The organism is Achromobacter aloeverae (genome assembly GCF_004121055.1).
In the GTDB taxonomy this organism is placed as follows: Bacteria; Pseudomonadota; Gammaproteobacteria; order Burkholderiales; family Burkholderiaceae_B; genus Bordetella_C; species Bordetella_C aloeverae.
On sequence record NZ_PYAL01000002.1, the window covers coordinates 587,220 to 613,309 of the forward strand.

At 61.2% G+C, this 26,090-nt stretch carries 21 protein-coding genes and 3 pseudogenes; 11 read left to right on the forward strand and 13 right to left on the reverse strand.

Annotation, left to right across the window (positions count from 1 at the left end; all coding sequences use genetic code 11):
* Positions 1-4 precede the first annotated feature (4 nt).
* From C7R54_RS09505 to C7R54_RS09515, 3 genes are all read left to right on the forward strand, one after another.
* A complete protein-coding gene (locus C7R54_RS09505) occupies positions 5-712 on the forward strand; it encodes an ABC transporter ATP-binding protein (protein ID WP_129150447.1) in 708 nt (235 codons plus the stop codon).
* A 958-nt stretch (positions 713-1,670) separates the two neighbouring features.
* Positions 1,671-1,913, forward strand: coding sequence for a hypothetical protein (locus tag C7R54_RS09510; RefSeq protein WP_158021182.1), 243 nt, complete (start codon positions 1,671-1,673; stop codon positions 1,911-1,913).
* A 963-nt stretch (positions 1,914-2,876) separates the two neighbouring features.
* Positions 2,877-5,165, forward strand: a complete 2,289-nt coding sequence (locus C7R54_RS09515; RefSeq protein WP_129149938.1) for an NACHT domain-containing protein — start codon at positions 2,877-2,879, stop codon at positions 5,163-5,165.
* A 69-nt stretch (positions 5,166-5,234) separates the two neighbouring features.
* On the opposite strand, the pseudogene C7R54_RS09520 reads toward C7R54_RS09515, so the two are convergent.
* From C7R54_RS09520 to C7R54_RS09530, 3 genes and pseudogenes are all read right to left on the reverse strand, one after another.
* Positions 5,235-6,346 (reverse strand): annotated as a pseudogene (locus C7R54_RS09520) (IS3 family transposase).
* Positions 6,347-6,481: 135 nt separating this feature from the next.
* Positions 6,482-6,865, reverse strand: coding sequence for a hypothetical protein (locus C7R54_RS09525; protein WP_240039450.1), 384 nt, complete (start codon positions 6,863-6,865; stop codon positions 6,482-6,484).
* Positions 6,862-7,164 (reverse strand): annotated as a pseudogene (locus tag C7R54_RS09530) (DUF1153 domain-containing protein). Before C7R54_RS09530 ends, C7R54_RS09525 begins: the two are co-directional and overlap by 4 nt.
* Positions 7,165-7,577: 413 nt before the next feature.
* On the opposite strand from C7R54_RS09530, the gene C7R54_RS09535 reads away from it, so the two are divergent.
* Both C7R54_RS09535 and C7R54_RS09540 read left to right on the forward strand, forming a co-directional pair.
* A complete protein-coding gene (locus C7R54_RS09535; protein WP_129149939.1) occupies positions 7,578-8,840 on the forward strand; it encodes a TIR domain-containing protein in 1,263 nt (420 codons plus the stop codon).
* Between the two features lie 310 nt (positions 8,841-9,150).
* Positions 9,151-10,307, forward strand: a pseudogene (locus C7R54_RS09540) (IS30 family transposase).
* Between the two features lie 88 nt (positions 10,308-10,395).
* Here the strand turns inward: C7R54_RS09540 and C7R54_RS09545 are convergent.
* The gene (locus tag C7R54_RS09545; protein WP_129149940.1) at positions 10,396-11,109 is read right to left on the reverse strand and encodes a Type 1 glutamine amidotransferase-like domain-containing protein; all 714 of its coding nucleotides are present in this window, start codon (positions 11,107-11,109) and stop codon (positions 10,396-10,398) included.
* Between the two features lie 510 nt (positions 11,110-11,619).
* Between C7R54_RS09545 and C7R54_RS09550 the strand changes: the two genes are divergently transcribed.
* Positions 11,620-12,909, forward strand: a complete 1,290-nt coding sequence (locus tag C7R54_RS09550; RefSeq protein ID WP_129149941.1) for a Glu/Leu/Phe/Val family dehydrogenase — start codon at positions 11,620-11,622, stop codon at positions 12,907-12,909.
* A gap of 228 nt (positions 12,910-13,137) precedes the next feature.
* Here C7R54_RS09550 and C7R54_RS09555 read toward each other — a convergent pair whose 3' ends face one another.
* Complete coding sequence (locus C7R54_RS09555) at positions 13,138-14,055, reverse strand: AraC family transcriptional regulator (RefSeq protein ID WP_129149942.1); 918 nt, start codon at positions 14,053-14,055, stop codon at positions 13,138-13,140.
* A gap of 95 nt (positions 14,056-14,150) precedes the next feature.
* Between C7R54_RS09555 and C7R54_RS09560 the strand changes: the two genes are divergently transcribed.
* The gene (locus C7R54_RS09560; RefSeq protein ID WP_129149943.1) at positions 14,151-14,915 is read left to right on the forward strand and encodes an SDR family oxidoreductase; all 765 of its coding nucleotides are present in this window, start codon (positions 14,151-14,153) and stop codon (positions 14,913-14,915) included.
* A gap of 29 nt (positions 14,916-14,944) precedes the next feature.
* On the opposite strand, the gene C7R54_RS09565 is transcribed toward C7R54_RS09560, so the two are convergent.
* Both C7R54_RS09565 and C7R54_RS09570 read right to left on the reverse strand, forming a co-directional pair.
* The gene (locus C7R54_RS09565) at positions 14,945-15,628 is read right to left on the reverse strand and encodes a DUF2239 family protein (RefSeq protein ID WP_204524317.1); all 684 of its coding nucleotides are present in this window, start codon (positions 15,626-15,628) and stop codon (positions 14,945-14,947) included.
* Between the two features lie 172 nt (positions 15,629-15,800).
* Positions 15,801-16,370: a TetR/AcrR family transcriptional regulator gene (locus C7R54_RS09570; RefSeq protein ID WP_129149944.1), complete on the reverse strand. Its 570-nt coding sequence runs from the start codon at positions 16,368-16,370 to the stop codon at positions 15,801-15,803.
* Between the two features lie 72 nt (positions 16,371-16,442).
* Between C7R54_RS09570 and C7R54_RS09575 the strand changes: the two genes are divergently transcribed.
* Positions 16,443-17,819 (forward strand): MFS transporter, encoded by a 1,377-nt coding sequence (locus tag C7R54_RS09575; protein WP_129149945.1) that lies wholly within the window; start codon positions 16,443-16,445, stop codon positions 17,817-17,819.
* 113 nt (positions 17,820-17,932) lie between these two features.
* Here C7R54_RS09575 and C7R54_RS09580 read toward each other — a convergent pair whose 3' ends face one another.
* The 4 genes from C7R54_RS09580 to C7R54_RS09595 all read right to left on the reverse strand — a co-directional run bounded on the left by C7R54_RS09580 (position 17,933) and on the right by C7R54_RS09595 (position 20,497).
* Positions 17,933-18,763: an RsiV family protein gene (locus C7R54_RS09580; RefSeq protein ID WP_129149946.1), complete on the reverse strand. Its 831-nt coding sequence runs from the start codon at positions 18,761-18,763 to the stop codon at positions 17,933-17,935.
* 107 nt (positions 18,764-18,870) lie between these two features.
* Positions 18,871-19,647 (reverse strand): lipoate--protein ligase family protein, encoded by a 777-nt coding sequence (locus tag C7R54_RS09585; RefSeq protein WP_129149947.1) that lies wholly within the window; start codon positions 19,645-19,647, stop codon positions 18,871-18,873.
* Positions 19,644-19,925, reverse strand: coding sequence for a lipoate-protein ligase small subunit (locus C7R54_RS09590; protein WP_129149948.1), 282 nt, complete (start codon positions 19,923-19,925; stop codon positions 19,644-19,646). Before C7R54_RS09590 ends, C7R54_RS09585 begins: the two co-directional genes overlap by 4 nt.
* 80 nt (positions 19,926-20,005) lie before the next feature.
* Entirely contained in the window at positions 20,006-20,497 is a 492-nt protein-coding gene (locus C7R54_RS09595; RefSeq protein ID WP_129149949.1) for a glutathione peroxidase, read from the reverse strand.
* A gap of 121 nt (positions 20,498-20,618) precedes the next feature.
* Here C7R54_RS09595 and C7R54_RS09600 point away from each other — a divergent pair, with 121 nt between their 5' ends.
* A complete protein-coding gene (locus tag C7R54_RS09600; protein WP_377814203.1) occupies positions 20,619-21,023 on the forward strand; it encodes a tetratricopeptide repeat protein in 405 nt (134 codons plus the stop codon).
* A 45-nt stretch (positions 21,024-21,068) separates the two neighbouring features.
* Here the strand turns inward: C7R54_RS09600 and C7R54_RS09605 are convergent, their stop codons facing one another.
* On the reverse strand, positions 21,069-22,607 hold the full coding sequence (locus C7R54_RS09605; RefSeq protein ID WP_129149950.1) for a cryptochrome/photolyase family protein: 1,539 nt from the start codon (positions 22,605-22,607) through the stop codon (positions 21,069-21,071).
* 394 nt (positions 22,608-23,001) lie between these two features.
* Between C7R54_RS09605 and C7R54_RS09610 the strand changes: the two genes are divergently transcribed.
* Together C7R54_RS09610 and arsC are read left to right on the forward strand one after the other, a co-directional pair.
* Positions 23,002-24,453: a CoA transferase gene (locus tag C7R54_RS09610; RefSeq protein WP_129149951.1), complete on the forward strand. Its 1,452-nt coding sequence runs from the start codon at positions 23,002-23,004 to the stop codon at positions 24,451-24,453.
* 126 nt (positions 24,454-24,579) lie between these two features.
* Positions 24,580-24,933, forward strand: a complete 354-nt coding sequence (gene arsC / locus C7R54_RS09615; protein WP_129149952.1) for an arsenate reductase (glutaredoxin) — start codon at positions 24,580-24,582, stop codon at positions 24,931-24,933.
* Positions 24,934-25,187: 254 nt separating this feature from the next.
* Here arsC and C7R54_RS09620 read toward each other — a convergent pair whose 3' ends face one another.
* The gene (locus tag C7R54_RS09620) at positions 25,188-25,739 is read right to left on the reverse strand and encodes a peroxiredoxin (protein ID WP_129149953.1); all 552 of its coding nucleotides are present in this window, start codon (positions 25,737-25,739) and stop codon (positions 25,188-25,190) included.
* Positions 25,740-26,090: the final 351 nt, after the last annotated feature.

Below are 26,090 nucleotides of genomic sequence, written 5' to 3' on the forward strand. Positions count from 1 at the left end.
TGTGATGTTGAAAGTCGAGAACCTGAGCGTGGCTTATGGCGGCGTGCAGGCTGTGCGGAATATTTCCCTGGAGGTGCGGGAGGGGGAGATTACTGCCTTGCTGGGGGCCAATGGGGCTGGGAAGTCCAGTACGTTGGCGGCCATTATCGGCAACGTGCGGCCTGCGTCGGGTCGGCTCGTTTTCGAGGGGCAGGATATTACCGGTACGCGGCCTGAGACGCTGGTGACGCGCGGGATTGCATTGATTCCCGAGGGGGCGCGTGTGTTCGCCCGGCAGCCGGTCGAGCAGAATCTGCGGCTGGGGGCTTATACCGTGCGGGATGAGGCGGTGTATAAGCGGCGGCTGGAGCATGTGTACACGCTGTTCCCGCGGTTGCTTGAGCGGCGCGAGCAGTTGGCTGGGACGATGTCTGGTGGTGAGCGGCAGATGCTGGCGATTGGGCGTGCGCTGATGAGCGGACCTCGGTTGCTGCTGATTGATGAACCTAGTCTTGGGTTGTCGCCGTTGCTGGTCGAGCAGGTGTTTGATGCTCTGGCGGCGCTGAATCGGGAAGAGAAGTTGTCGGTGCTGCTGGTTGAGCAGAATATGGCGGCGGCGCTGGAGGTGGCTACGCAGGCGTATGTGATGCAGAGCGGGGCGGTGGCGTTGTCGGGGAGTGCTGCGGAGTTGGGGGCTTCGGATGAGGTTAGGCGGGCTTATTTGGGGATGTGATCGATAGGGACCATTGCCGCGAGCAGGGTGTGTGGTTCCGGTGATGGGGAAGGGCGGCTGCGGCGATCTTATGGGTTTGCCGGCAGTTACGATATTTGAATATGGATTGATGCGAATAAGGCCTGCGACCAATACGGTTTGCAGGCCTTTTGCTTTCCGGCTAGTGCTGTCGTAAATCGCTTCTAAAACAGATGCTTTCATATACAATAAGTTACCTATTGTGCGGACGGGATATGGTGCTCATAGGCGTCGACAGAGCATCCAAGGATCGGACCAGATGTTTTCCCTTAAGGTCTTTAGAGCCGCGATGGTTGCTGTTGCTTGAGCTGAAGGGTTTTGCCGCGGCGCTGCTCGGGGGCCATAAGATGGTGAGGGAAACGCCATTGAAGATCCGGCGATTACCATTTCAGAGTCATTGCGGCACAGGCTTGTCGCGGCCACGCATATGACGATCATAGGCGCGATCGAGGGGGCAAGGAACGACGACCGCGCACTATCCTTGAAGCCGGTTCTGGCAGCGATTTTGCCCTGGCATCAAGATATTGAACTGGATGGTCACGGTTACCGTGATCGACGGGTTTCACTATCAAGTAGTCAATGGCGTCAGGTTCTGGGTGATTGATGTTGTGAATAAGACCGCTACTCCGGAATCGGCCGCAGGGGACAGATCGATGACAAAAAGGCGCTACGGTTTGCTCAGAGGTGCTAGCACTAGACGTTAATGCTCTGATCAAAGTCCGGGCGTCGAAAGAACGGCCAGGACGTCACCACGTAACTCCACACGGCAGGCATCCGGCAATGTGGGTGCCTGCCACCATCAGCTTTCCCAGGGAGTCGAAATGAGTTACGACCTAGATTTTTGGAAGTACAAATCAAACGTGGTGTTGGACGAATCGACGTATGAAAGCCTGAGTCAAGGCAAACATGTCGAAGGGCTCGAGCAATTGCCGACTCAGATATGTTGGCTCGTCTCACGACTCTATTCTCGGATGGCTTGAATCAACTGGATGGGCTGCACTGGGAATCTGCAAAACGTGGAGCATTTAAAATTTTCATCACGCCACAACTTTTTCGTGTGGACTGCTATGAAATGAATGGCGATGACATGAACCGCTTCATCGACCTTGGTTCTGAGTTCGGATGTCCGCTCTATGACCCTCAAGTGAGAATGCGCCTTGATGTGAAAGCCGATCGTGAGTAGTTTACGAAGCGGTCCGTCAGGAGCGACTGCTTGTGGCCCGGACCTATCAGTCAACCGAAAATTATGCCCAGTCTCCGTACCTCTTTCTCAGCGAATTTCTCACAGTAGTGAAAGAGAACGAACGATGGTGAAAAGCCCGAAGGAAGCGCGACCCTCCGGCCGTTCGCCGCTGTAGTACAGTGTTACGCCATGGAAGCGTTATTACTTTGGAGAGCCGGAGTGTCAAATTTGGCGGTGTTGGTTGACTTTGACAATGTGGAATCAAGCCTTACCCGGGCCGGAGCTGTCAGCCTGGCAAAAATTTTAGTGCCGTTGATTCCAGCTTCTGTACTGGCCCGGCACACCGCGGTGCAAGTACGTCTGTATGGCGGCTGGCGCTGTCTGGGCACTTTGACGACAGGGGCTCAGAGGCTAATTCCGGATATCAGGGCGGGATCTCCTACGATCGCGGTACGACCGGGAACCGACACCGGACCGCCCATTCGACTGACGGTTGAATTGGCGGAAGGGCCTTTAGGTATATCCGCAACTCTTCAGGATACGCTGGTCCGAAATAGAGACCTGCGAAATTTTCGCGCTCGGTCCACTTGGACCGAGTGTGCTAGCCCAGGTGGTGGTTGCGGTATGAGCATGCATTCCACACTGACACACTCCACCTCCTGCTCCATGTCCGGCTGTGGGAGTCAACTACGTCATGTCTTGGTGCGCGACGAACAGAAAATGGTAGACACGCTATTAGTAGCCGACATCGCTTACCAAGCACTCGCGCTCAAAGCCACCGATATTGTAGTTGTGTCATCAGATACAGATATGTGGCCAGGAGTGCTGGTTGCAACCAGATCGGGATGCAATGTTGTGCATCTCCATACGCGAGCCGGCTGGAGAACGCAAAAGCGCCTAATGTCAACCCTTAGCGAGGCTGCTAAGGAACACTATATGCAATGCAGTATTTAGGATCTTGCTATGGATATTAACGATCTCCGAAGAATCTTGACCGCATTTGCTGATGAACCGTCCGATGTCGATGTTCGATTGGGACGAATCGTTGCGCAAGTCCGCGACGAGTTAGTTGAGGCGACCGTCCACTATTCCACAACAGAGGACAGACACCTGCGTGTGGTCGAGAATGGACAGGAATATACCGCGCGATTTTGGCTTGTCAATCGCATAGCGCGCCTCCCCCAGCTTGCGGAGCGGATCATAGCTGCCACCGGTCAGGTGCCGGATATCAGCTCGAAAAGCCCATTTGTGGTGCCCTCAGGTCAAATGTCCGCAGATTTAAGTTCTTCCAGTGATGCTGATACCGCAGTTAATGACGTTGTGGAGACGCTACTGAGTCAGGCTTCGGCCCCTGTACCAGGCGCGACATCGGTCCTGTATGTAACGTCGGACGCGGGCGAAGGTAAAACTACAGTGCTCAATCGGGCCTCGCGAGTTCAAGCTCAGCGCTATAAAGCGAAGCAGGCGTCTTCGTTGGTAGTGCCAATTCCGCTGAGTGGACGAGCCTTTTTAACCTTTGACGACGCCGTTATTGCAGCTTTAGTAAATAAGCTGCGTTTTAACTACTTGTATTTCGATGCATTTATAGAGTTGGTGAAACTTGGAGTCGTCGTTCCCGCATTTGATGGATACGAAGAAATGTTAGTGGAGGGGTCCAAGGGTGAGGCCGTTTCTGCTCTCGGTACACTGGTCCAACGTTTAGACTCGTCTGGAACCGTGTTTATTGCAGCACGGAAAGCCTTCTTCGAGTACTTAAGCTTTCGAACCCAAGCACGGCTTCTTGATGCGATTGGCGATCGATCGGCAGCGTTTGGGCGGCTGGCGCTCTCGCGGTGGAGCAAAGACCAGTTTTGTAGATACGGTCAACTTCGCGGCGTGGAAGATTCCTTGACAGTGTACGAAACTGTGGCCACCCGCCTCGGCGCTACCCACCCTCTTTTAACTAGAGCTGTACTCGTTCGACGACTCTTTGATGTTTTAGAAGGCGTCGATAGGACCGCCCTGGTAGACATGCTCGGAGCCAATCCGCACGACTACTTCTTCACCTTTGTCGATGCGATCGTTAAGCGCGAGGCGTCAGAGAAGTGGCTTGCTCGAGTTGCGGGCGATGTCATGGAGCCCTTGCTTCAACAAGGCGAGCATCACCAACTATTGGCCCAGGTCGCACTCGAAATGTGGCAGTCTTCGTCCACGTCCCTGCGACATGATGTCCTCGATGTTGTTGTCGACATCTTCTGCGAAGGCCTCAATAAAAGCGGTGCAGTGACGCGGCAAGTTAAGGAAAGAATCAAACAGCACTCGCTGCTTTCCTCCGAAACATCACGCGGACAAGGCGTTGGCTTCGATCACGAAGACTTTCAGAATTTTTTCCTTGGCGAAGGCCTTGGGCTAATCCTTTCCAAGAAGGCCATTACAGAAATCCGGGCGTTTCTTTCCGTAAATGTGGTGCCGGCGGCGACAGTGGAGCAATCGGTGCAGTACTTGATAAGGCACCAAACGGATCTTATGGGCGTTTTTAACACGATTATTGCAATCAACCAGTCTGAGGTGGGTTACTCTTTCTGCAAAGAAAATTGCGGATCGTTGGCAATACGGGTGTTAGAGTGCTTGAATGAGGGTGAAGCTGCACTAGCGCTAAGAGGTATGTTCTTCCCTTCTGGCGCATTGGGCGGACGGGTTTTTAAACGAGTTCGATTTGAAAAATGTCATTTCCAACCTACGCATGTATCCAATGGACTCTTCGCTGACGTAGTCTTCGTGGACTGTGAATTCGAGCGCATTGAGGTCGATCTACGCCAACCCAAATTGTTGTCCGGAGTTTCCTTTTCCGACTGCCGCATTGATTCTTTAGTGGTTACGGAAGAAGAAAACATTTACGACCCCATGTTGATCCTAGAATCGCTTCAGGCTCTCGGTGCGACGGTGGGAGATGGGCAAAGCACACTGTCGACGCCACTTCTTGTCGATAACAGATTGAAGCTGCTTGAGCGATTTCTCCGTGTCTTTCTTCGGCATACGCATGTTGATGAAGACATTATTCGCCTTCGACTTGGAAAAGGCTTTTCATCGAGTTTTTTCGATGATTTGCTCCCCGTTCTGCTGTCAGAGAATGTTCTTGAGCAGACTTCTTGGCGGGGGCAAGGTGTGCAACGGCGCTTCAAACTAGTAAGACCGATGTCCGAAATTAGTGACGCCCTTGAGCTGTCCCGAGGAAGTTTCGATAATTTCCTAAAAATTCTCAGGGAAAATTAGCCCGAGTACAAGGCTCAGCTTGCCTTGCTCGCCGCCTGTGATTTGCCTAATCGCGCGTAGCCACCCCTGTCAAGTAGACAACGGCCGATAGAGATTCGGAGCATGGGTTAGCCGGGGCATGTACTGCACCGGCGGGACGCCACCCAGGGCTTCATGGGGGCGGTATTCGTTGTAATCGACTAGCCACTGGTCGGTGATGGCCTGGACCTGCTCCAGGTTGGCGAACAGATGTGCATCGAGCACTTCCGTGCGGTACGTTCGGTTGAAACGCTCGATAAAGGCATTTTGATTGGGCTTGCCCGGCTGGATGTATCGAACCGCGATGCCTTTTACCGCAGCTCATTCGGTGAATGTTTGGGAGACTAGCTCCGGCCCGTTGTCCAGCCGTATGGCATCCGGCGCGCCGTAGCAGTCGACCAAGCGGCTCAAGACGCGGATCAGCCTGGCAGATGGGATCGACGTGCCAACCTCGATGGCCAAGCCTTCCCGATTGGCCTCGTCGATCACATTGAACGTTCGGAACCGCCGGCCGCAATACAGGGCGTCGCGCATGAAGTCCAATGCCCAGCAACGGTTTGGCTCGCTTGCCAGGTCCAGCGGCTGGCGAGGGCGGTCTGGCAACCGCTTCTTGCAACGCCGAGGCAAATTCAAACCCATATCGCAGTACACCCGATGCACACGCTTTTTGTTCCAGCAGCGGCCATCGAGCCGCAACCGGGTAAAGCACTCCCAGAATCCCCAGCGCCCGTGCCGGCTGACGATGGCATTGAGCGCTTCGATCACATCGGCATCTCGCTCGAATGCCGAGGCCGGCCGCTTGTAGTACGCCGCCCGCGACAGGCCAGCAATGCGGCAGGCACGCGTGATCGACAAGCGGGCTTGTACCAACTGCTCGACCACCTCGGGCCTGGCCGTCAGGATTTTCGGTTCAGAACATCCTTGATCGCCGAATTCTCCAGGGCGAGATCGGCGTACATGCGCTTAAGCTTGGCGTTCTCGGCCTCCAGCTCGCGCAACCGTTGCAGCTCGGACACCTGCACGCCCGAGTACTTGCTCTTCCACTGGTAATACGTGGCGTTGCTGATGCCGTGCTTGCGGCACAACTCGGCGACCGGAACTCCGGTCTCGCCCTCCTTCAACACCGCAACGATCTGGCTTTCTGTAAACCTGCTTTTCTTCAAGGGAGTCTCCGACTCTTGGAGGCTCCGAAATTCTACTGGCTGATGTCTACCCCAGTGGGGGAGCTTACGCGCGGACTGTGCTGGGCAGAAAATAGGTGGCAGACCTCTGAGACTTTCCACGACTTCCAAGGAATCTCATGCGGAGTCATCGCGGCCTGCCCAAATGCGGCACAGGTCTGTCGACCCGTTCGTTCGGCGCCTGCGCCACCTATGGCACGGCCCGAATGCGAGGCCTGAAGCCAATGGCCCGCTTTTTGACGTGCCAGCCCTTGAGCTGGAATACCGTTGTACCGTGTTCTTGTTGAACCCCAGTAGATACGCCACCGTCCGGTAGCCGAACGAAGGCGACTCCTCGATCATCGCCTTGATCGGCTCTGCGTATCTGGGACCCACCTTGGGCTCGGCCTTCACCGCCTTGTAGTACACCGTGCGGCGCGGCACTTCGAACCAGCGGCACAACTTGGCTATCGAGACGGAGGTGCCTTCGGTTTGCAGTCTGTGGCGGATCGTCTCGATCACTTCTCGTCCTCGCCCAGCAGGGACGGGAATTTTTTTCTGGCGCGCAACGCCAGCATCGCTTCGCCGTACGCCTCTTGCAGATCCTTGATCTGCCGTTCGTACTGCTCCTTAATTTCAAAAGGGCTGGCCCGCAAGGCGTTCTCCATGTCCCGCTTGCCATTTTCGACTCATTGTTCGACCTCCGAGGGCGACAGGTCTTACGCCCGACTCGCCTCGGCGACTGTCGTCTTGCCCTGGATGATGTCCAGCACCAATGCGCTCTTACGCTTGGCCGTCCATCGCTTAATTTCGTCTTCCATTTGCTTGTTCAAGGTCTTTTTCCTTCGAATTGTGGCCTGAGCTGATTTTCAGTGGGTCATTACACAAATCTCCAACTATCGCTCCTGGGTCAACATCCTGGCGGCCAATGCCGCCATTATGCCCAGGGGGCACTTTTGCCTCCGCGCCAGAGGGCAGTATTACTCCGGCGCTGACACTTGCCGGCGAAACGCAGACGCAAAACCGCCGATGCAAGTGATTGACTCAGGCATTCTTTTCAATTATTCACCTTGGTAACCGCTTAAGCAACCGTGAGTGAATGTCTTGGAAGTACATGTGATTCACAGAGGATTAAAGTTTTCAGCGAAGAAAATTTATGTTACAAGACTGCTGAGACGCCTTCGGCGTGAAGACACAATATCTCATCCCTGCACCAATAGACTGGAGAAGTATCGTGGCAACTGTGAAGAAGCAACCATCTCGCGGCAAGAAAGTCACGACAAAAGCGCGCGCTACTCCCATTGCCATTCCTACAGAAAAACGATCGTACCTGAAGCAATCGAACGTACCTGGGGCCTCGCTTGAGGAGGCTCTCCGTATCCCCGAAGCTATTCTTGATCACTACGCCGGGAAGCCGACCGCACCTCTTTATGTTGCCAAAGCCTTGAACGTTGATCCAAAAGGCTCACAGCTTCGAGTTCTTTCAGGCGCTTCAATCGCCTTTGGCCTCGCCGAGGGAGGCGCTCAGGCAGCAACCATGGTCGTTACCGACCTCGCAAAGCGGATCCTTAGACCCAAGGTGGAAGGTATGGACATTCAGGCGCGTAGAGAAGCTGTCTTGCAGCCTAGAGTCTTCGGAGATTTTCTGCGTCAGTATGATGGTCACCCTTTCCCTCGCCAGGACATCGCAATGAACGTTCTGGAGGAAATGGGTGTGCCGCGTGATAAGGCGCCCCAAATTCTCGAACGGATCGACGCTAGTGCTCGGGCTGTTGGCTTCATCGAGGAGATCAGAGGAAAGTCGTATGTGTCCTTAAATGGGGCCGCAAATCAATCATCTGCTCCCATAAGCGAGGAACAAGAAACGGTGAGTGCAGACCAAACTGAAGCAGCATATATGGAGTTTGACTCGAGTGTGCCAGAAGAGCAGCAGCAATCAACATCGGCTCCCCATATCCCTGTCTCTAAACTGTCTGGTCCACTGCCTGTTCAACCCCCCTCGACGGCTCTCGCGACGGCAATTGCGGACGATGAGCGACGGCGCAAAGTTTTTGTCACTCATGGCAAGAATCGGGAGTTGGTTGAGCCGATCAAGCGGCTCTTGGAATTTGGTGAGTTGGTGCCTGTTGTTTCAGTGGAGCGCCAGTCCGTCTCCAAGCCTGTGCCTGAGAAGGTTATGGACGATATGCGAATGTGTGGCGCGGCGATTATTCACGTTGACGCGGATAGGGCACTTGTTGATGCAGAAGGCGTGGAGCACCTCATGTTGAATCCCAACGTGCTAATCGAAATTGGCGCTGCAATGGCTTTCTATGGAAGGCGCTTCATCTTACTTGTCCGAGATGGAGTGAAACTTCCTTCTAATCTGCAGGGGCTATATGAAGTACGGTATGTCGACGACAAACTCGATGCTAATGCGACGATCAAGTTGCTTGAGGCCATCAAGGACATTAAGAATTATTCGCTTCCTACTGAGGGCTCTTTCACGGAAAAGTAAGGCGGGGTTGCGGCAAATTTTATTTCCAAAATTAATGAGTTACTTCGAATCTGGAGTCAGCCATTTTTTCGTTGTTTCAGCTTTTTGATGTGTTGGCGCGCAAACCAAACGAGCTTTCCCAAAAATAGAGTGACGCACGCTATCAATCTCCCCTTTCAACGCTCGATGGTTCTTATTCACCCGTTTTCTGACTGCCCAAGAAGCCCTTATCTGTCATTCACCGCAAATCGGTGAGCTCCCCCTTTAGGCTGTGTATTCAACCGGTCGTTGCAACACACTAGAGGCTGCGCAAGCAGAAGAGGTGTTGCAAATGAAGCAGAGACCTCGAATCTACTACATCGAAAGTCAGAAGCTCGTGATGTGGGAGCACTGGCGAAAGGGTGACTCGCTTCAGCAGATTGCTCAACTGTTTGACCGAAATCAGTCGTCAATTCAGAGGATTCTTGCTGAGACGGGCGGTATTCAGCCCGCGCCGCGCTGTGGATCTTGCCTAGCGCTGTCTTTGGCAGAACGTGAAGAAATTTCTCGGGGTCTGGTCGGCGGTCAATCGATTCGCTCCATCGCCATAGGGCTCAGGCGTGCGCCCTCAACCGTCAGCAGAGAGATCAAGCGTAATGGTGGGCAGTCGGAATACCGCGCCAGCCAGGCCGATCAAGCGACGTGGGACAGGGCGCGTCGCCCAAAGCCGTGCAAACTGGCAGACAATTGGCGTTTGGCGCGTTAGTGGCGGAGAAGTTGGCTTTGCAATGGTCGCCGGAGCAAATCGCCGGTTGGCTGAAACGCGCCTACTGCGGGGACGAGGCCTGCCAAGTGTCGCACGAGACCATTATCGGACGCTCTTTATCCAAGCGCCCGGAGCCTTGAAAAAGGAGTTCGTAGCGCATCTGCGACGTATCCGAGCCATGCGCCGATCTCGCCACCATACAGAAAAGACGGATGACCACGGGCGGATCGTGAATGCGATCTCGATAAGCGAGCGCTGGCCTCAGCGGAGGATCGAGCCGTACCGGGCCACTGGGAAGGCGACCTGCTCTTCGGAAGTTGTAATAGTCAGATCGCCACGCTGGTCGAAAGGCAGACGCGCTACCTCATACTGATCAAGGTGGCAGCGAAGGACACCGAAACGGTCGTCAATGCGCTGATCAGGCATGCTCGGAGGTTGCCTCGTGAGCTATACAATCTCTGACGTGGGACCGAGAAAAGGAAATAGCTGCCCATAGCCGGTTCACTCTAGCCACGGATATACAAGTGTTCTTTTGCGATCCACAGAGTCCCTGGCAGCGTGGAACCAACGAAAATACCAATGGCCTCCTCAGGCAATATCTGCCAAAGGGCCTCGACCTCAGCGACTACTCGCAGAACAGACTAGATGCTATTGCTAGATGCTTGAACGAGCGTCCGCGAAAGACTCTGGGCTACGAAACGCCGGCCGAGCGATTTAACAAGGCTGTTGCAACGACCGGTTGAATGCACAGTCGAAAGCAGCCGTCCGCCAACGCGGTCTCCGACCTACGTAGCCTTTCGGATTTATCAAAATCGGCTACTTAGCCACTTGCTAAATGTTGGCGGCGACCATTGCCGTCTCCACCACTGCATCGCCATCGTAGTAAGTCTGGTACGCCGTCGATCCGGCTCGCCATGACACCACGCCGTCTAAGGAAGCATCAACATAAAGAGCGGCTGCAAAATCATCGATTGCAATTGAAGTAGGTATCGTCCACGCCTGATGCGCGGCATGGAGGCTTCGTCGTCTTTCCTGATCACTGCTGTAATGCACGGCACACCCACCTCGCAGAAATCCCAAGCCGTCGAGCGGACGAAGCATGGCTCGCCCGAGTGAATCCGTCACTCCGGCTTCAAACCAGCACATCGCGCCGGCGCTCATGCCTGCAAGTAGTACGCCTCCTTCCCAAGCTTCTTTCAATACGTTATCAAGTCCCCACTCGCGCCAAACTGCAAGCGCAGACTTGGTGTTGCCGCCTCCTACGAATATTGCGTCTTGCTCCAGCAGCTTTGTATGAAACTCGGAGACAAGGATGGACCTCGAGTCGGGTTGGCGAAAGAACGCGAGATGAGATGTTTCACATCCCATATTGCCGTATGCGGCGTGAAATTTATCGAGATGAGCCGGGAGATCTCCACTAGCAGTGGCCAGATAGCAGATCCGCGGCCGGACTTTTCCTGTAAGAGACACAATATATTCGTCGATAGGCGATAAGGTATCTTCCATCATGAAGCCACCGCCACCTATGGCCAAAATGCGTTTCATGTCCCACCCTATGCTTTAGCGAGCATCCCCGCCAATTTGTCGCGCAGTGACAGACAGGGCTGCCCGCTCTGAAAGTTTGGCAGAGCTAATCCAGATAAATCCCAGCTTACGTGTCTTCGATCTCACGTTAAAGCATTCTTTAATGTGATTTGGCTAATGCAAGTGCTCTTTAATGTGTGGTGCATGGCCGGGGAGGGGCGCACTCGGGCCTGGCCGGCACGAAGTCCTCTGGGATGGTCGCCCGCGCCGTGCACGGAATCGGCGCCGGGCGCCGGCGCAGGAGCGCGCATCCGGCGCCGGCCCTCACAGCTCTGTTCGCCTATATGGTTCACATGTAACTTTTATGGAAAACAGGGAATCACCCACACCCGATCAGTGACGAACGTCGCGCAAATGCCGCAAAGCAGAGTGTTGTTAATACGTCCCTAAATATATCCACTAAAAATTTATTAGGGACGACACAAAAATCTCTGGCAAAATGGCGGCATCCTTTCAACGGAGCCACCCTTCATGTCGCAATCGCCTACCCATGCCTTGCCCTCGTACCTGGACCCGGAACACCTGGGCCCCTGGGGCGTCTACCTGCAACAGGTCGACCGTGTCACCCCCTACCTGGGTTCCCTGGGCCGCTGGGTCGAAACGCTGAAGCGCCCGAAGCGCGCGCTCATCGTCGACGTGCCGGTGGAGCTGGACAATGGCCGTATCGCCCATTTCGAGGGCTATCGCGTGCAGCACAACACCTCGCGCGGCCCGGGCAAGGGCGGCGTGCGCTTCCACCAGGATGTGACGCTGTCGGAAGTGATGGCCCTGTCGGCCTGGATGTCGATCAAGAACGCCGCCGTCAACCTGCCTTACGGCGGCGCCAAGGGCGGTATCCGCGTGGATCCGCGCACGCTGTCGCAAGCTGAACTGGAGCGCATCACCCGCCGCTACACCAGCGAAATCGGCGTCATCATCGGACCGTCCAAGGACATTCCCGCGCCCGACGTGAACACCAACGCCCAGATCATGGCGTGGATGATGGACACGTATTCCATGAACGAAGGCGCCACCGCCACCGGCGTGGTCACCGGCAAGCCGATCACGCTGGGCGGCAGCCTGGGCCGTGTCGAGGCGACGGGCCGCGGCGTGTTCGTGGTTGGCTGCGAAGCCGCCCGCGACGCAGGCGTCGAAGTGGCCGGCGCGCGCGTGATCGTGCAGGGCTTCGGCAACGTAGGCGGTACGGCGGCACGCCTGTTCCATGGCGTCGGCGCCAAGGTCATCGCGGTGCAGGACCATACCGGCACCATCTACAACCCGGCCGGCCTGGACGTTCCGGAACTGCTGGTGCACGTGTCGCAAAAGGGCGGCGTCGGCGGCTTCGCCAAGGCCGAGCCCCTCGACCCCAAGGAGTTCTGGACGCTGGAAACCGAATTCCTGATCCCGGCCGCGCTGGAGTCGCAGATCACCGCCGAGAATGCGCCCAGCATCCGCGCCAAGATCGTCGTGGAAGGCGCCAACGGCCCGACCACCCCGCAGGCCGACGATATCCTGTTCGAGAACGGCACGATGGTAGTGCCCGACGTGCTGGCCAACGCCGGCGGCGTGACGGTCAGCTACTTCGAATGGGTGCAGGACTTCTCCAGCTTCTTCTGGACCGAGGACGAGATCAACCAGCGCCTCGAACGCATCATGCGCGAAGCCTATTCGTCGATCTCGCAAGTGGCACGCGAGCAGAAGGTCACCCTGCGTACAGCGGCCTTCATCGTGGCTTGCACGCGCATCCTGCAAGCCCGTCAGGTGCGCGGTCTGTATCCGTGATGCAAGCGGACACCGGCCGATAGCCGCGACCCCTGCGCAGCTATCGGCCGGTGCTTGGAACCCGCGATGCAAGAAGACGGTTATGGACCTCGGAACTGCCGTAATGCTTGGCGTCCTCGCTGCCGTTGTTGGCTTCGGCCTGTTCGTCGCCAACAACGTCTTGAAGACCGACCGTGAAAAGGCGACCGCGAAGCAGGGCTCGTCGCCGACATCGAGCAAGCGGGATACTCAGCCTGACTGGCCTTTGGCGTACCGTCCGGGCGGTACGCCCACATGCCGCGTGAAAGCCACGCCGAAAGCGCTGACCGAACTGTAGCCGACACGCTCCGCGATCTCCGCCATGGCGGTTTCCCGTTTCAGCAGCAGCTGCTTGGCAAGCGCCATGCGCCACGCAAGCAGATATTCCATCGGCGCAATCCCGATAGCGCGGCTGAACCGTTCGAAGAAGCTGGACCGCGAAATGGCGGCCTCCCGCGCCAACTGGGCCACGGTCCACGGCGCGGCCGGCCGCTCGTGCATGCACCGCAGCGCGTGCGCCAGTCGCGGGTCGGCCAGGCCACGCACCAGCCCCGGCGACGATGCCGTGGTCGCCGTGGAGCGGAAGGCTTCGATCAGCAGCACTTCCAGCAGCCGGGCCGTTACGATGTCGCGCGCGGGACGGTCGGCGCGCGATTCGTCGCCAACCAGCTGTACCAGCGTCGCCAGGCGGTTTTCGCCGCTGACGTGTATCCATTGCGGCAACAGCGGCACCAGCAGGGCGGCATCCGGCGAGCCGAACAGGCAGTTGCCGACCAGCATGCGCACGTCCTCAACGCCGTCCGGATCCCCTACACGTACTCCCCAAGGCCGATGCGCCATCCGCGTGGTGACCGTCTCGTCTTCGCGAGGAGGCGGCCGGTCGACGCTGGATGTCGCGAAACTGCGCGCGGCCGGGATCAACACGAAGTCGCCCGAGTTGAGCGTGAGCGTATCGCTACCCGCAGGGCTATCGATCGTCAGATGGCAGCACCCATCAAGCACGACGAAGAAGAAGGGGCGCCCTGTGTCCGCGCGCCGAATCGCCCAGGGCGCCGTCGCGACTACGAGCTTCGAGAAGGGCGCGCCGGGCTGCAGAAGGGAAACGATCTCCGCCAAAGGATCGACCACGATGGACTATCTCTACAAAAATAGGGATCTCCAATTGTAGTCAGTCCACATCGCGACGCCTAAGCTGGTAGTCGTTCACCCCACAGGAGTTTCGAATGCCTTCCACTTCCACCATCCTGATTACAGGTTGCTCGTCCGGTTTTGGCCTTGAGACCGCGCGCTATTTCCTCGACAAGGGCTGGCGCGTCATTGCGACGATGCGGACGCCGCGCGATGAGCTGCTGCCGCGTTCCGACCGGCTTCGTATCCTGCCGCTGGATGTGGCCGATGCGGCAAGCATCCGCCGCTGCATCGAATCCGCCGGCCCCATCGATGCCTTGGTCAATAACGCGGGTATCGGCTTGCTGGCGCCGATGGAAGGCATCGCAATGGACGATGTCCGCCAGATTTTCGAGACCAATACGCTGGGCACGATCGCAATGACCCGGGCCGTGCTGCCGCAGTTCCGGGAGCGGCGTGCAGGCGTGGTCGTCAACGTGACCTCCAGCGTGACGCTCAAATCCTTGCCCTTGCTGTCCGTTTATACCGCCAGCAAGGCAGCGGTAAATGCCTTCACGGAGTCGCTTGCGTTGGAGCTGGAGCCGTTTTCCGTCCGAGTGCGACTGGTGTTGCCGGGACGGGCGCCAGGCACGAGTTTCGGCGCCAACGCCCGCCAGCGGATCACGGCCAGCGGGCACGAGGCTTATGCGGGACTCATGAAGCAGGTATTCGCCTCGGTGCAGGATACGTCGACGCCGATTACCCACGCAAAGGATGTCGTGGAGGCGGTATGGCAAGCCGTGACCGATCCCTCTGCGCCCATGCGGATTCCCGCGGGAGCCGATGCGGTCGCGGTAGCCGCGGGTCGTCCAGCAGCGTGAAGCGGGCCGAGCATGGCGGCCGCGTGCTTTTACCGCGTGGCCGTCTGCGCCGCGCCGTCGAAACCCAGCCGCAACGCATGGTCGCGCACATCCGCCGGCCACGCGCTGATCCGCGCAGCGAAACCCTCGCGGTCGTCAGCGAACAGGGCGCGGCTGGCTTCCTCGAAGCCCGGCAGGTCGCCGCCGATAGCCAGCATGAAGTGATATGCCGCTTCGCGGGCCTTGCGCAGGCGCGCTTTTTCCCCACCGGAACGGCGTGCTTCTTCCACCAGCTTGCGCAGCGCGATGGACGCGCCGCCGGGTTGCGCCGCCAGCCATTCCCAGTGGCGCGGCAGCAGCGTCACCTCGCGCGCCACCACGCCCAGCTTGGGGCGTCCACGCCCACGAGGTTGAGCAGGGGGCTCATCGCTCTCCGCGGGTGCCGCCTGCGCGGCGGCGGCTTGCGCCACGACCACGGGATGTCCCTCCAGCCGGGCGACGACGTCCGCCGTGCCGCCGCGTGTGTCGATATCGATCGTGCGACCGTTGCTGTCGTCGAACAGCAGCAAGGGACCGGCGGCGCCACTATCGAGCGCCTCCTTCAGCGCGACCGCCGCTCGCTCGATGGAGCCACTGGCAAGCCGGCGATAGCCGTCGAAACTGGTGAACGAGGCAATGGAGGGGACAGCGCCGTGCGTAACGGGCGCCGGGGTGGCCAGGTCAGTAGAGGGCATGTTCATGGAAGAGGTCGATGGCATGGAGTCCTTTAATTATTACCCGGGTATAAAATAATGTCAATTAAGCCCGGGTAAAAAGACGCCCAGATGCGCGACGCCTTGCATGGCGAGAACGATAATTATTCTTAAATAAAAAGTACAGCGAATACTCGCAGCCGACCCGCACCGTTTATTTTGTGTCATTGCCCGTCAGCAGGGCGATCAAACCATCAACGGCTTGCCCGTAAGGAACCACTGAATCCGCCGCCCGCGCCAGGACATACCCGCCCTGGCGTACCGCCAGGACAGTGGCCGCCAGGGCCCGCGCATCCAACCCGGCGCGCAAGCGGCCGGCAGCCTGTGCTTCGGCCAGCAAGCTTGCCAGCCGTTCCCCGATCTGGGCAAAGGTGTCCGCCACGGGCTTGCGCAGGGCAGGGTCGGCGACGACCTCCGGATCGGCCGCCAGGCGGCCAACGCGGCACCCCTTGAGTATGTCCCTCTCCAGGCGGAGATAGCCGACGACACGGTCCAGCGGATCGCCGGGCGCCTCCAGCAAATGGCGGACTTCCTCCAGTAATTCGGCCGAAGATCGCTCTTCGGCAGCCAACGCCAACGCCGCCTTGCCGCGGAAGTGGTGGTACATGCTGCCTTGGCCGACGCCGGCCATATCCTGGATGGCGCGGGGGCTGGTGCCCACGTAGCCGCGCTCCCAAAGCAGGGCCTGGGTCGTTTCGATGAGTTTGTCCGCGGAGGTCGTCATACGGAAATTGTACCAACTAGTACGTTTTTCATGCTAGCCTGAAAAAACATACTAGTTGGTACAGAGAGCCTCATGACATCCTCCCCCCTTTACGCCATCCCGCGCGCTACCCCCTCCTGGGGCCTCGCCGCCATCGGCACCGGCATGTTCATGGTGACGCTGGACGGCGTGGCGCTGAACCTCGCCTTGCCCAGCATCCAGCATCAATTCAACGGTACGGTGTCGCAGCTGGAATGGGTGGTGACCGCCTACACTTTGCCGTTGGCCAGCCTGTTGCTGACCACCGGCGCCCTCGGCGACCGCTGGGGCGCGCGGCGCTTGTTCATCGCGTCTCTCCTGGCGTTCGCGTTGGCCTCGGCCTGCTGCGCGGCCAGTCCTTCGTTGCCGGCGCTGATCGCCGCGCGCGTGCTGCAAGGCGTCGCTGCCGCTGGCGTGCTGCCCATGGTCCTGTCGCTGGTCGCCAAGACGTGGCAGGATCGCGGCGAACGGGCCCGCGCGGTGAACACGCTGGCCATCGTGGGCGGCGTCGCGATGGTGGTCGGCCCATTCGGCGGGGGCGCGCTTACCCAGGTCCTGGGCTGGCCTTCGATTTTCATGATCAATCTTCCGGTCGGCGTCCTTGGCGCGTGGCTGGCGCAACGGCACTTGCAGGAGACCCCGCGCCGCCGCGCGCCGCTGGACCTGCCGGGCCTGGCCGTGGGTACGCTGGCGCTGACGCTGCTGATGGCCGGTCTTATCGAGAGCAATACGCTGGGGCGCACGCATCCGCTGGTGCTCGCGCTCGTGGCAGGGGGCGTGCTGGGCTTGGCGGGGTTCGTCGCCATCGAGCGCCGTGCGCCGCATCCCATGCTGCCCTTGGGCATTTTCCGCAATGCGTCTTTCAGCGCCGCGGTGGCGGGCGGCTTCGCCTTCCAGTTCAGTTGCTATGGGCTGCTGTTCATGCTGGCGCTATTCGTGCAGCAGGCTTGGCGCCTGTCGCCTCTGCAGGCCGGCGTGATGCTGTTGCCTTTCGCGATCGCCTTGATCCTGACGACGCTGCTGCTCAATCCCAGGGTGATCGGGCGCGGCCCGCGCTGGATGTTGTGGGCGGGCGCCAGTTGCGCCGTGGCTGGCGGCATCGTGACGCTGGGAGTTTCCACGCATGCCAGCTGGCCTGTCCTGGTGCTGGGAACCGTGCTCATGGCCATCGGAACGGGCGTGTATTCGCCGACGTTGAACGTGGTGGCCGCGACCTCCGTCGATACGGCCTATGCGGGCCTGGCTTCCGGCGTCTACAACACGGCGCGGCAGATTGGCATGGCGGCGGGGATCGCCATCCTGGGATCCCTCGTCGGCGGCGCCTTGCCGGCCGCGGCCCCTGCATTGACCGGTTTGCGCATCGGCCTCTTGCTGGTCATCGGCTGCGCCGCCGCCATTGTCGGACTCACTCTGCGCTACATCCGCGCCTGATCGGCCTTGCTTCGGGCGGCGCGCCTTGAGTCGTTCAACCCCAATCGTTCAACCCAGGTCGTTCAACCCAAGTCGTTCCACCAAGTCGTTCAACCCGAGTCGTTCCACCCGATTCACTTGGCCGGCAGGAATTCCGGCTTCAACACGCCCACCAGCGCGCTATACGGGATGGTGAGTTCCGGTTCGCCGTGGGAGTAGGGCGCGATGCTGTAGGCGTCGTACTTGACCACCATGCCGTCGCGCGTCAGGGCGAAGTTGTCGCTTTCCGTGTAGGGGAAGGTGCGGGCATAGGTCGCGGGATCGCGCTTGGCGTCGTCGTTGCCGGCCAGCCACTTGTCGTAGACCTTGCGCAAGGCGGCCGCGTACTGGTCGCGACGGCCCGGGATGATGGCCTCGTCCAGGGCCAGCACGCGGCCGGACGTGCGCTGCCAGTTCAGGTACTGCGTGGCGGGAATGCCATGGGCCGCGCCGGCGAAGTACTGCTGGGTGTGCAATTCGATGGCGATGATGTCGCCGACGGTGTCCTTGACGCTGGCCTTGAAATACGTGGCGTCGCGCGGCTGGGCGGTTTTCCAGAACCAGGTGGCGTACTCGTCCAGGGTCTCATAGGGACCGCGCAGGCGTTGATCGGTGCCGGTCATATAGGCCAGCACGTGATCGACCAGCTGGGTCAGCCGGGGGATGGCCGGGAAGGCCACCGAGTCCACTTCGATGCGCGGGCAATCGTCGCCCTTGCAACCCGGCTTGCTGCGCTTCCACGAGATCGACTTCACGTCCACGTCGCCTTGCTTGGTCGTGGCGCCGGACTGCTGCGAGGGCAGGCTGATGTTGGCCGGAGGACTGCTGCCGCACGCGGCCAGCAAGGCCAGGCACAGCGTGGCGCCGGCGACGTGGAGCGCACGGAGCGCAGGGCGGGAGGATACGGGAAGAAGAGAAGTCGGCATCGTCGGTCTTTCCAGAGCGGGTCGCGTGCGAGGCGGCTCGGCGCCACGACGCATGATGATATCGGAATCGGCCGGCGTGGCCGCCGCGCGCTCGCCGGCGCTGCCGGTCATGGCACCTGGTACAGCCATTCTTCCGTGCCGAAACGCTCGCGCGCCTGCTGGTCGGCCTGGGCCAGTTCGTCCGCCGTGACGGCGCCCGCGGTCAGGCCATGCCGCGCCTTGAAGACGTCGATCATGCGCGCGATGATCTGGTCGCGCGGCATCCCGGTTTGCGTCAACAGGGGATCCACCCGTTTCTTGGCGCTGGTGGTGCCCTTGTCCGACAGCTTCTCGCGCCCGATGCGCAGCACCTGCACCATCTTGTCGGCATCGATGTCATAGGCCATCGTGACGTGGTGCAGTACCGCGCGCCCGCGGCGCGCCTGGGCGGCGCCACCGATCTTGCCGGCCGTGGACGTGATGTCGTTCAGCGGCTGGTACCAGGCCTTGATGCCCACGGATTCCAGCGCCTCCAGCGTCCATTGGTCGAGAAAGGCGTAGGACTCCTGGAAGCTCATGCCTTCGACCAGGGACAGCGGCGCGTAGATCGAATACGTAATGGTGTTGCCGGGTTCGACGAACATCGCGCCGCCGCCGCTGACGCGGCGAACCACTTCGATGTGGTGGCGTCGGGCGCCTTCGGGATCCACTTCGTTCCTGACCGACTGGAAGCGGCCGATGACCACCGCACCCGCCGACCACTCCCAGAAGCGCAGCGTGGGCGGACGCCGGCCGGCGCCGACCTCGTCGCAAAGCACGGCGTCCAGGGCCATGTGCTGCAAGGGCATCCGGGGGCCTTCGTGGATCAGCTGCCAATCGTGGTCGTGCCAGGTGCTGCGCGTCATGCCAGCGCCCTCCGCACCGCGATGGCCACCGCCTCGGGCGAGAAACCGAACATGACGGCTTCCGGGGGCAGGGCCGCCGCTACAGCCAGCGCCAATTCGGTCTCGCTGGCGTCCGCGTGCTGGCCCACCAGCGCCTTGTCGATATTGCCCAGCACCTCCGGCGGCTCCAGGAAGAAGTCACCGCTGATCTGTACCCGCACCAGGCGACCGGCCTGTACGCCGATGTCGGCGACAACCAGCTTGCCGCCTGGAACCTTGTATTCGCCGTGTCCGTTCATTGCTTGCCCCATCCTGGGTATAGGCGTAGAGCCTGGATATTAACGGCTTTGCGCGCCATGCCCACGCTTGTCCTTGCGCGCTACGGGGCGGAATTGCACGCCGCCTGCACCGCGCTCGCCAGCGATTCCGGCTTGTCGGTGGGAGCATAGCGGCGAATCACCTGGCCATCGCGGCCAACCAGGAATTTGGTGAAATTCCATTTGATCGCCTGCGTGCCCAGCAGTCCGGGCTTTTCCTGCTTGAGCCAGTGGTACAGCGGATGGGCCTGGTCGCCGTTGACCTCGATCTTGGCAAAGAGGGGGAATTCGACCTGGTAGTTCAGCGAGCAGAAATTGCGGATTTCCGCCTCGTCGCCCGGCTCCTGGTGGCCGAACTGGTCGCAGGGAAAGCCCAGCACGCTGAAGCCGGCCTCGCGATAGGTCTTGTAAAGTTCCTGCAAACCCTTGTACTGGGGCGTGAAGCCGCATTTGGACGCGACGTTGACCACCAGCAGCACCTGGCCCGCATAGTCGCGCAAGGAACGTTCGGCGCCGTCGATGTCGCGGGCGGAGAAATCGTATATCGAGGTCATGGGGCAGGCTCCTGGTTGCATCGCCGCGGTCATGATATCCCGGCCGGCGGGTATAGTGCGTGCGGAAAGAGCGGCGCGGGACGCCGGATTGGGCCCGATGGGCAGCGGCAAGGAGACAGGCATGGCACAGGCGACGCAGATGGTGGATCGATTGCTGGGGATGCTGGCGGCCGGCAAGGACAACATGCTGCTGCGGTACACGCTGGGCAAGACCTACGTGGAGCAGGAGAACTACGAAGCCGCCGCCGAGCACTTGCGCGCGGCGCTGGCCTTCGACGATACCTATTCGGTCGCCTGGAAGTGGCTGGGCAAGGCCAGGCTGGGATCGGGAGACCGCGCGGGCGCGCGCGAGGCCTGGGAACGCGGGGTAGCGGCCGCCCAGGCGCGCGGCGACGCGCAGATCGTGAAGGAGCTGGGCGTGTTCCTCAAGCGGCTGGATCGTGAGGAGGGCGGGCAGGCTGGCGCCGGCCAGGGCCAGGGCCAGGGCCAAGGCCAAGGCCAAGGCCAAGGCCAAGGCCAAGGCTAAGGCTAAGGCCTGGGGCAGGGGCAGGGGCAGGGAGGTACAGAGCCCTCATCGTGACGGCGTGGCCGGCCCGCGCAGATTGCCATAGGCCTCCAACGCGCGCAGCCGCGTTTCCTTCAGGTCGCACAAGGGTTCCGGATAGCCGAGGCGTCGCCGTTGTTCGCTAGCCGGCGCATGGATGGCGCGCGCGTCGAGCGGCGCCAGTTCCGGCAGCCAGGTGCGCAGGAACTGCCCTTGGGGGTCGAACTTCCGCGATTGCGATTCCGGATTGAAGATGCGGAAGTAGGGGACGGCGTCGGCGCCGGTGGAGGCGCTCCATTGCCAGCCGCCGTTGTTGGCCGCCAGGTCGCCGTCGATCAGGTTCTCCATGAACCAGGCTTCGCCGGCGCGCCAATCGATCAATAGATTCTTGCTGAGGAACATGGCCACCACCATGCGCAGGCGGTTGTGCATCCAGCCCGTGGCGGCAAGTTGCCGCATGGCGGCGTCGACGATGGGAAAGCCGGTGCGGCCGGCGCGCCACGCCTCCAGGTCGCCGGCGGCATCGCGCCAGGGCACCGCGTCGGTCTCCGGTCGCATGGGCCGGTGCATGGACAGGGCGGGATGGGCCGCCAGCAAGTGCTGGTAGAACTCGCGCCAGAGCAATTCGGTGATCCAGGTGCGCACGCCCTGGCTGCCGCTGTCGATTTCCCCGTGGTTCGCGGCCAGCGCGCGGTGCAGGCACTGCCCCGCCGACAGCACGCCGGCGGCGAGATAGGGCGAAAGGCGGCTGGTGCCGTCGCGGTCCGGGCGGTCGCGTTCGGTGTCGTAGGCAGCCAGGGCGTCCGCGGCGAACGCATCCAGGCGCCGGTGGGCGGCCTCTTCCCCGGCGGGCCACAGGTCGCGCAGTTTGTCGGCGGGCGGCTTGCGCCGCCCGAGGAAGGCGGCCTCGTCCGGCACGGCATCGGCCTCGATGACATGGCCCGGACGGTCCGCATGACGCACATGGTCCGCACCGGCGGTCTGCGCGCCGTGCAAGGCGCGGGGTGCGCGCGGGCCCCTGGTTTGCGCGCGCGGCAATGGCAGCGGTCGCGGTGGCGCGGTGATCAGTCGCTCGCGGCAGGCCCGCGCAAAAGGGGTGAAGACCTTGTAGCACTCGCCCTTGCCGGTCACGACCGTGCCTGGCGTCAACAGGGTGGCGCCCTGGTGCAGGGTCAGTGTGGCCTGGTCCTGTTCCAGGCACGCCGCCACCTCGGTGTCCCGGCGCCGCTCATTGATGGCCCACTCCACGTTGGCGTGGACGGTGGCGACATCATGGTCGCGGCAGAAGCGGGCGAGGGCGCGCGGCAGTGCCGTCCAGTCGTCCACGCTCAGGAACTTGAGGGGTATCCCGCGGTCGGCCAGCGCCGCGGCCAAGGCCAGCAGGTTGCGCCGCCAGAAATCGATCTTGACGACGGCGTCGCCATGGGCACGCCATTGCGCGGGCGTCACGATGAACAGGGCCAGCGTCGGGGCTTCCTGCAAGGCCGCGTCGAGAGCGGGGTTATCACCCAGCCGCAGGTCGCTGCGTATCCACCATAAGGTGTTGCGGCTGTCGGGGCGGTGCATGCGATCGGTCTCCAGGAAGGGCGTGATGGTGCGATGCCTGATGGTGCGATGCCTTTCGAGCGCGGCCGGCGGTTATCGCGGCGTCGATGGCGTGGCCGGGATGATCGCACAGGATAGGTCCCTACTGCTGCCATCGGATGCTCGAAACGTCGCACCGGTGTCGCCTGAAAAGTGTTGGTCTTGCGTCACATAGTGGAGGGCCGACGAGTAGGGATGAGCCACAAAAAGCAAACAGATGTGACGACTGAGACCAGCCCCAAGGGGGCTTTCTCCGCGCCTCTTCATTGCCGGGCGCGACGTCCGTCAAACCATGAAACAGGCGTGACGCCGTACCAGGTTGACGCTCGCGCGGTGGCCGACTTGTAATGCAATGGGACCAGCCTTGGCAGCCGCAATGGGATATTTGATGGATTTTCGTCCGCCCTTCTTCAGAGGGGGCTCTTCCAACCGTAAAGCAGCACACGGCGCGCTGGGCGCATTGTGGCGGCTGGTCGATTTGCCGGAAGAAGCGCTGGACTACATCGACCTGCCGGGCGCCGATCCTGTCCTGCCTTCCTCCTTCTCCGTAGGCATGGCCGCGCAATACAGCATGGGCGCGGCGGCATTGGCCGCGGCCGAGATCTGGCACCTGCGCGGCGGCGGCAAGCGGCAGCGCGTGACGGTGGACATGCGGCACGCGGCGCAGGAAACCCGTGGCTACTACACGCTCAATGGCACGCCATCGGCCCGCTACGACAAGATTACCGGGGTCTATCGCTGCGCCGACGGCAACTGGGTTCGCATACACGCCAACTTCGCGCATCACCGGGACGGGGCGCTGGCGCTGCTGGGCTGTCCGACCGGCGCGACCGTGGACCGGCGCATGGTCGAGAAAGCGCTGTCGCGCTGGAATTCCTTCGAGTTCGAACAGGCCGCTGCCGATGCCGGCCTGGTGGTGGCCGCGATGCGCTCCTTCGATGAGTGGGATCGCCATCCACAGGGCATCGCGGTGTCGCAACTGCCCGTGGTCAGCATAGAGCGCATCGGCGATGCGCCGCCGCGCGCGCTACCCAGCTATGGCGCCGATCCCCGGCCGCTCAAGGACATCCGGGTGCTGGACCTGACGCGCATCCTGGCGGGTCCGGTCGGCGGCCGCACGCTGGCTGCCTATGGCGCCGACGTCATGCTTTTGAATTCCCCCAATCTGCCGAATATCGACGCGATCGCGGAGACCAGCCGCGGCAAGCTGTCGGTGCTGGCCGACCTGGATACGGCGACCGGCCGCATCACGCTGGGCAATCTCCTGCGCAGCGCGAATATCTTCATGCAGGCCTATCGCCCAGGTGCGCTGGCGGACCTGGGTTTCGGGGTCGAGGACGTGGCGCGCATCCGGCCGGGCATCATTTATGTTTCCTTGTCCGCCTATGGCCATGTCGGACCGTGGGCGTATCGGCGCGGTTTCGATTCGCTGGTGCAGACGGCGACGGGCTTTAACCACGCCGAAGCCCAGGCGGCGCATCAAGAGGCGCCGCGGCCCTTGCCCACCCAGATTCTCGACTATGCCAGCGGCTATTTGATGGCGTTCGGCGCGCAGGCGGCGCTGGCGCGCCAGGCGACGGAAGGCGGCAGCTGGCACGTGCGCGTCTCGCTGGCGCAGACCGGGCGCTGGCTGCGGGGCTTGCCCCGGGTGGCCACCGGACTGGGCTCGGCCTTGCCGCCGCTGGAGCCGTATCTGGAAACCACCGATTCGGGTTTCGGGCGCCTGGCCGCCGTGCGGCATGCGGCGCGTTTCTCCGTCACCCCGGCGCGTTGGGCGCGGCCGTCGGTCCCGCCCGGCACGCATCCCACGGTCTGGCCGTTCAGCTGAAGCCATCCCTGGCGGATTTTCTGTAGACTTCCGGCGCCGGACGATACACGCGGTGTATCGTCATCGAAGCCGGCGCCCCCGCTTGCGTGGGCGCATTGTTTTCATAACGACCGCCAGGTGTCCATCATGTCCACGACCATCTATCACAATCCGCGCTGCGGGACGTCGCGCACTGTTCTTGAGCATCTTCGCCAGGCGGGTATCGAACCCACCGTGATCGAGTACCTGAAGACGCCGCCCACGCGCGAAGCGCTGGCCGCCATGATCGCGCAGTCCGGCCTGACGGTGCGCGAAGCCGTGCGCGCCAAGGAAGCGCTGTACCAGGAACTGGGCCTGGACGCCGAAGGCGTCAGCGACGACCAGTTGCTGGATGCGATGATCGCGAATCCCATCCTGATCAATCGTCCTTTCGTGATCACGGAGCGCGGCGCGCGCTTGTGCCGGCCGGCGGACGTGCTGGAAGAAATCCTGCCGCGCTGATCGTCGTGGCGGCGCTGCTAGCGTCCGGCTGGCGGCGCTAGCGCTTGCGCTACTGCCTCGCGGGCTTGTTCCGCGGCTCGGCGTGCCTGTTCGGCTGCTTCTCCGCGGGCTTGTTCCGCAGCCTGTCGTCCCTGTTCGGCTGCCCCCTGGCGGGTGTGCAGGTAGCATCGTGGGGCGCCGCGCCGAGTTAAAACGAGGCGATTCTCGGCGCGAATATGCCTGGGGAGCACCCGAAAGATCCGACCGGTGTCCGATCAATCCTTCGCGGGATGCTGCGCACGCCAGGCGCGTAGGGCTTCCAGGGTGTTGGCGACGTGTTTGTCGGGAGCGGAATCGGCGTAGGAATAGATCACCTTGCCGTCCGGCGCGATGACGTAGGAGATGCGTTGCGCGCGCTCCGCGTTGCGCTCGTGCACCGCGTCATAGGCGCGCATGATTTTGCCGTCCCCATCGGCGGCGACCGGGAACTTGCTCTGGCACTCGCTGACGGAGAAGGGCTTGAGCACGTCGATGCTGTCGGCGGAGATGCCGATGACGCGCGCGCCCAGCTTTTCGTACTCCGGCACGGCCTCGGCGAAGTCATGGGCTTCTATCGTGCAGCCCTTCGTGAAGGCGGCGGGGAAGAAATACAGCACCAGCGGGCCCTTGCGCAGGGCATTCTTCAGGTCGAACTGGAAGGTCTTGCCACCCTGCGCAGCCTGGGTCTTGAACTCGGGCGCACTGGCGCCGTTGGGCAGCGCGGCCCACGCCGACGGCAGCGCGATCAGTGAGCAAGCGAGGACAGCGGCAGTCAAGCGTTTTTTCATGATCGCACCTGCGGGAAGGGGGGAGGGGGCGCACCGTTCGGTACACCGATTATAGGCGCGTCGTGCGACCGTTCGCCGCGGGTGGCGGCATGCAGCCGATATGGTTCCGGATGGCGGACTGGCGGCTGGTGGCTGCGGACTGGTGGCTGCGGACTGGTGGCTGCGGGCTGATGGCTGCGGGGTGGTGGCTGCGCGCTGGCTGCTGCGGACTGGCTGCTGCGGGCGGGCGGCTGCTACTGCAGGCTGGTGGGAGTGGGCGCCCGTACATCGGAGGCCAAGGCTGCAATCGCAGCCGGTGCCTTCAGGTAAAGCCGGGCTCGGCGTCCCTGCGACGGGACGCCTTCGGGCGGG

What these genes read in the sequence shown, in the direction of transcription:
- C7R54_RS09565 (WP_204524317.1), bottom strand. Translation starts at nt 15,628, where the DNA reads ATGCCCTCTACTGACCTGGCCACCCCGGCGCCCGTTACGCACGGCGCT.
- C7R54_RS09570 (WP_129149944.1), bottom strand. Translation starts at nt 16,370, where the DNA reads ATGACGACCTCCGCGGACAAACTCATCGAAACGACCCAGGCCCTGCTT.
- C7R54_RS09580 (WP_129149946.1), bottom strand. Translation starts at nt 18,763, where the DNA reads ATGCCGACTTCTCTTCTTCCCGTATCCTCCCGCCCTGCGCTCCGTGCG.
- C7R54_RS09545 (WP_129149940.1), bottom strand. Translation starts at nt 11,109, where the DNA reads ATGAAACGCATTTTGGCCATAGGTGGCGGTGGCTTCATGATGGAAGAT.
- C7R54_RS09620 (WP_129149953.1), bottom strand. Translation starts at nt 25,739, where the DNA reads ATGAAAAAACGCTTGACTGCCGCTGTCCTCGCTTGCTCACTGATCGCG.
- C7R54_RS09575 (WP_129149945.1), top strand. Translation starts at nt 16,443, where the DNA reads ATGACATCCTCCCCCCTTTACGCCATCCCGCGCGCTACCCCCTCCTGG.
- C7R54_RS09550 (WP_129149941.1), top strand. Translation starts at nt 11,620, where the DNA reads ATGTCGCAATCGCCTACCCATGCCTTGCCCTCGTACCTGGACCCGGAA.
- C7R54_RS09560 (WP_129149943.1), top strand. Translation starts at nt 14,151, where the DNA reads ATGCCTTCCACTTCCACCATCCTGATTACAGGTTGCTCGTCCGGTTTT.
- C7R54_RS09515 (WP_129149938.1), top strand. Translation starts at nt 2,877, where the DNA reads ATGGATATTAACGATCTCCGAAGAATCTTGACCGCATTTGCTGATGAA.
- C7R54_RS09585 (WP_129149947.1), bottom strand. Translation starts at nt 19,647, where the DNA reads ATGACGCGCAGCACCTGGCACGACCACGATTGGCAGCTGATCCACGAA.
- C7R54_RS09605 (WP_129149950.1), bottom strand. Translation starts at nt 22,607, where the DNA reads ATGCACCGCCCCGACAGCCGCAACACCTTATGGTGGATACGCAGCGAC.
- C7R54_RS09505 (WP_129150447.1), top strand. Translation starts at nt 5, where the DNA reads ATGTTGAAAGTCGAGAACCTGAGCGTGGCTTATGGCGGCGTGCAGGCT.
- C7R54_RS09600 (WP_377814203.1), top strand. Translation starts at nt 20,619, where the DNA reads ATGGCACAGGCGACGCAGATGGTGGATCGATTGCTGGGGATGCTGGCG.
- arsC (WP_129149952.1), top strand. Translation starts at nt 24,580, where the DNA reads ATGTCCACGACCATCTATCACAATCCGCGCTGCGGGACGTCGCGCACT.
- C7R54_RS09510 (WP_158021182.1), top strand. Translation starts at nt 1,671, where the DNA reads ATGTTGGCTCGTCTCACGACTCTATTCTCGGATGGCTTGAATCAACTG.
- C7R54_RS09590 (WP_129149948.1), bottom strand. Translation starts at nt 19,925, where the DNA reads ATGAACGGACACGGCGAATACAAGGTTCCAGGCGGCAAGCTGGTTGTC.
- C7R54_RS09610 (WP_129149951.1), top strand. Translation starts at nt 23,002, where the DNA reads ATGGGATATTTGATGGATTTTCGTCCGCCCTTCTTCAGAGGGGGCTCT.
- C7R54_RS09595 (WP_129149949.1), bottom strand. Translation starts at nt 20,497, where the DNA reads ATGACCTCGATATACGATTTCTCCGCCCGCGACATCGACGGCGCCGAA.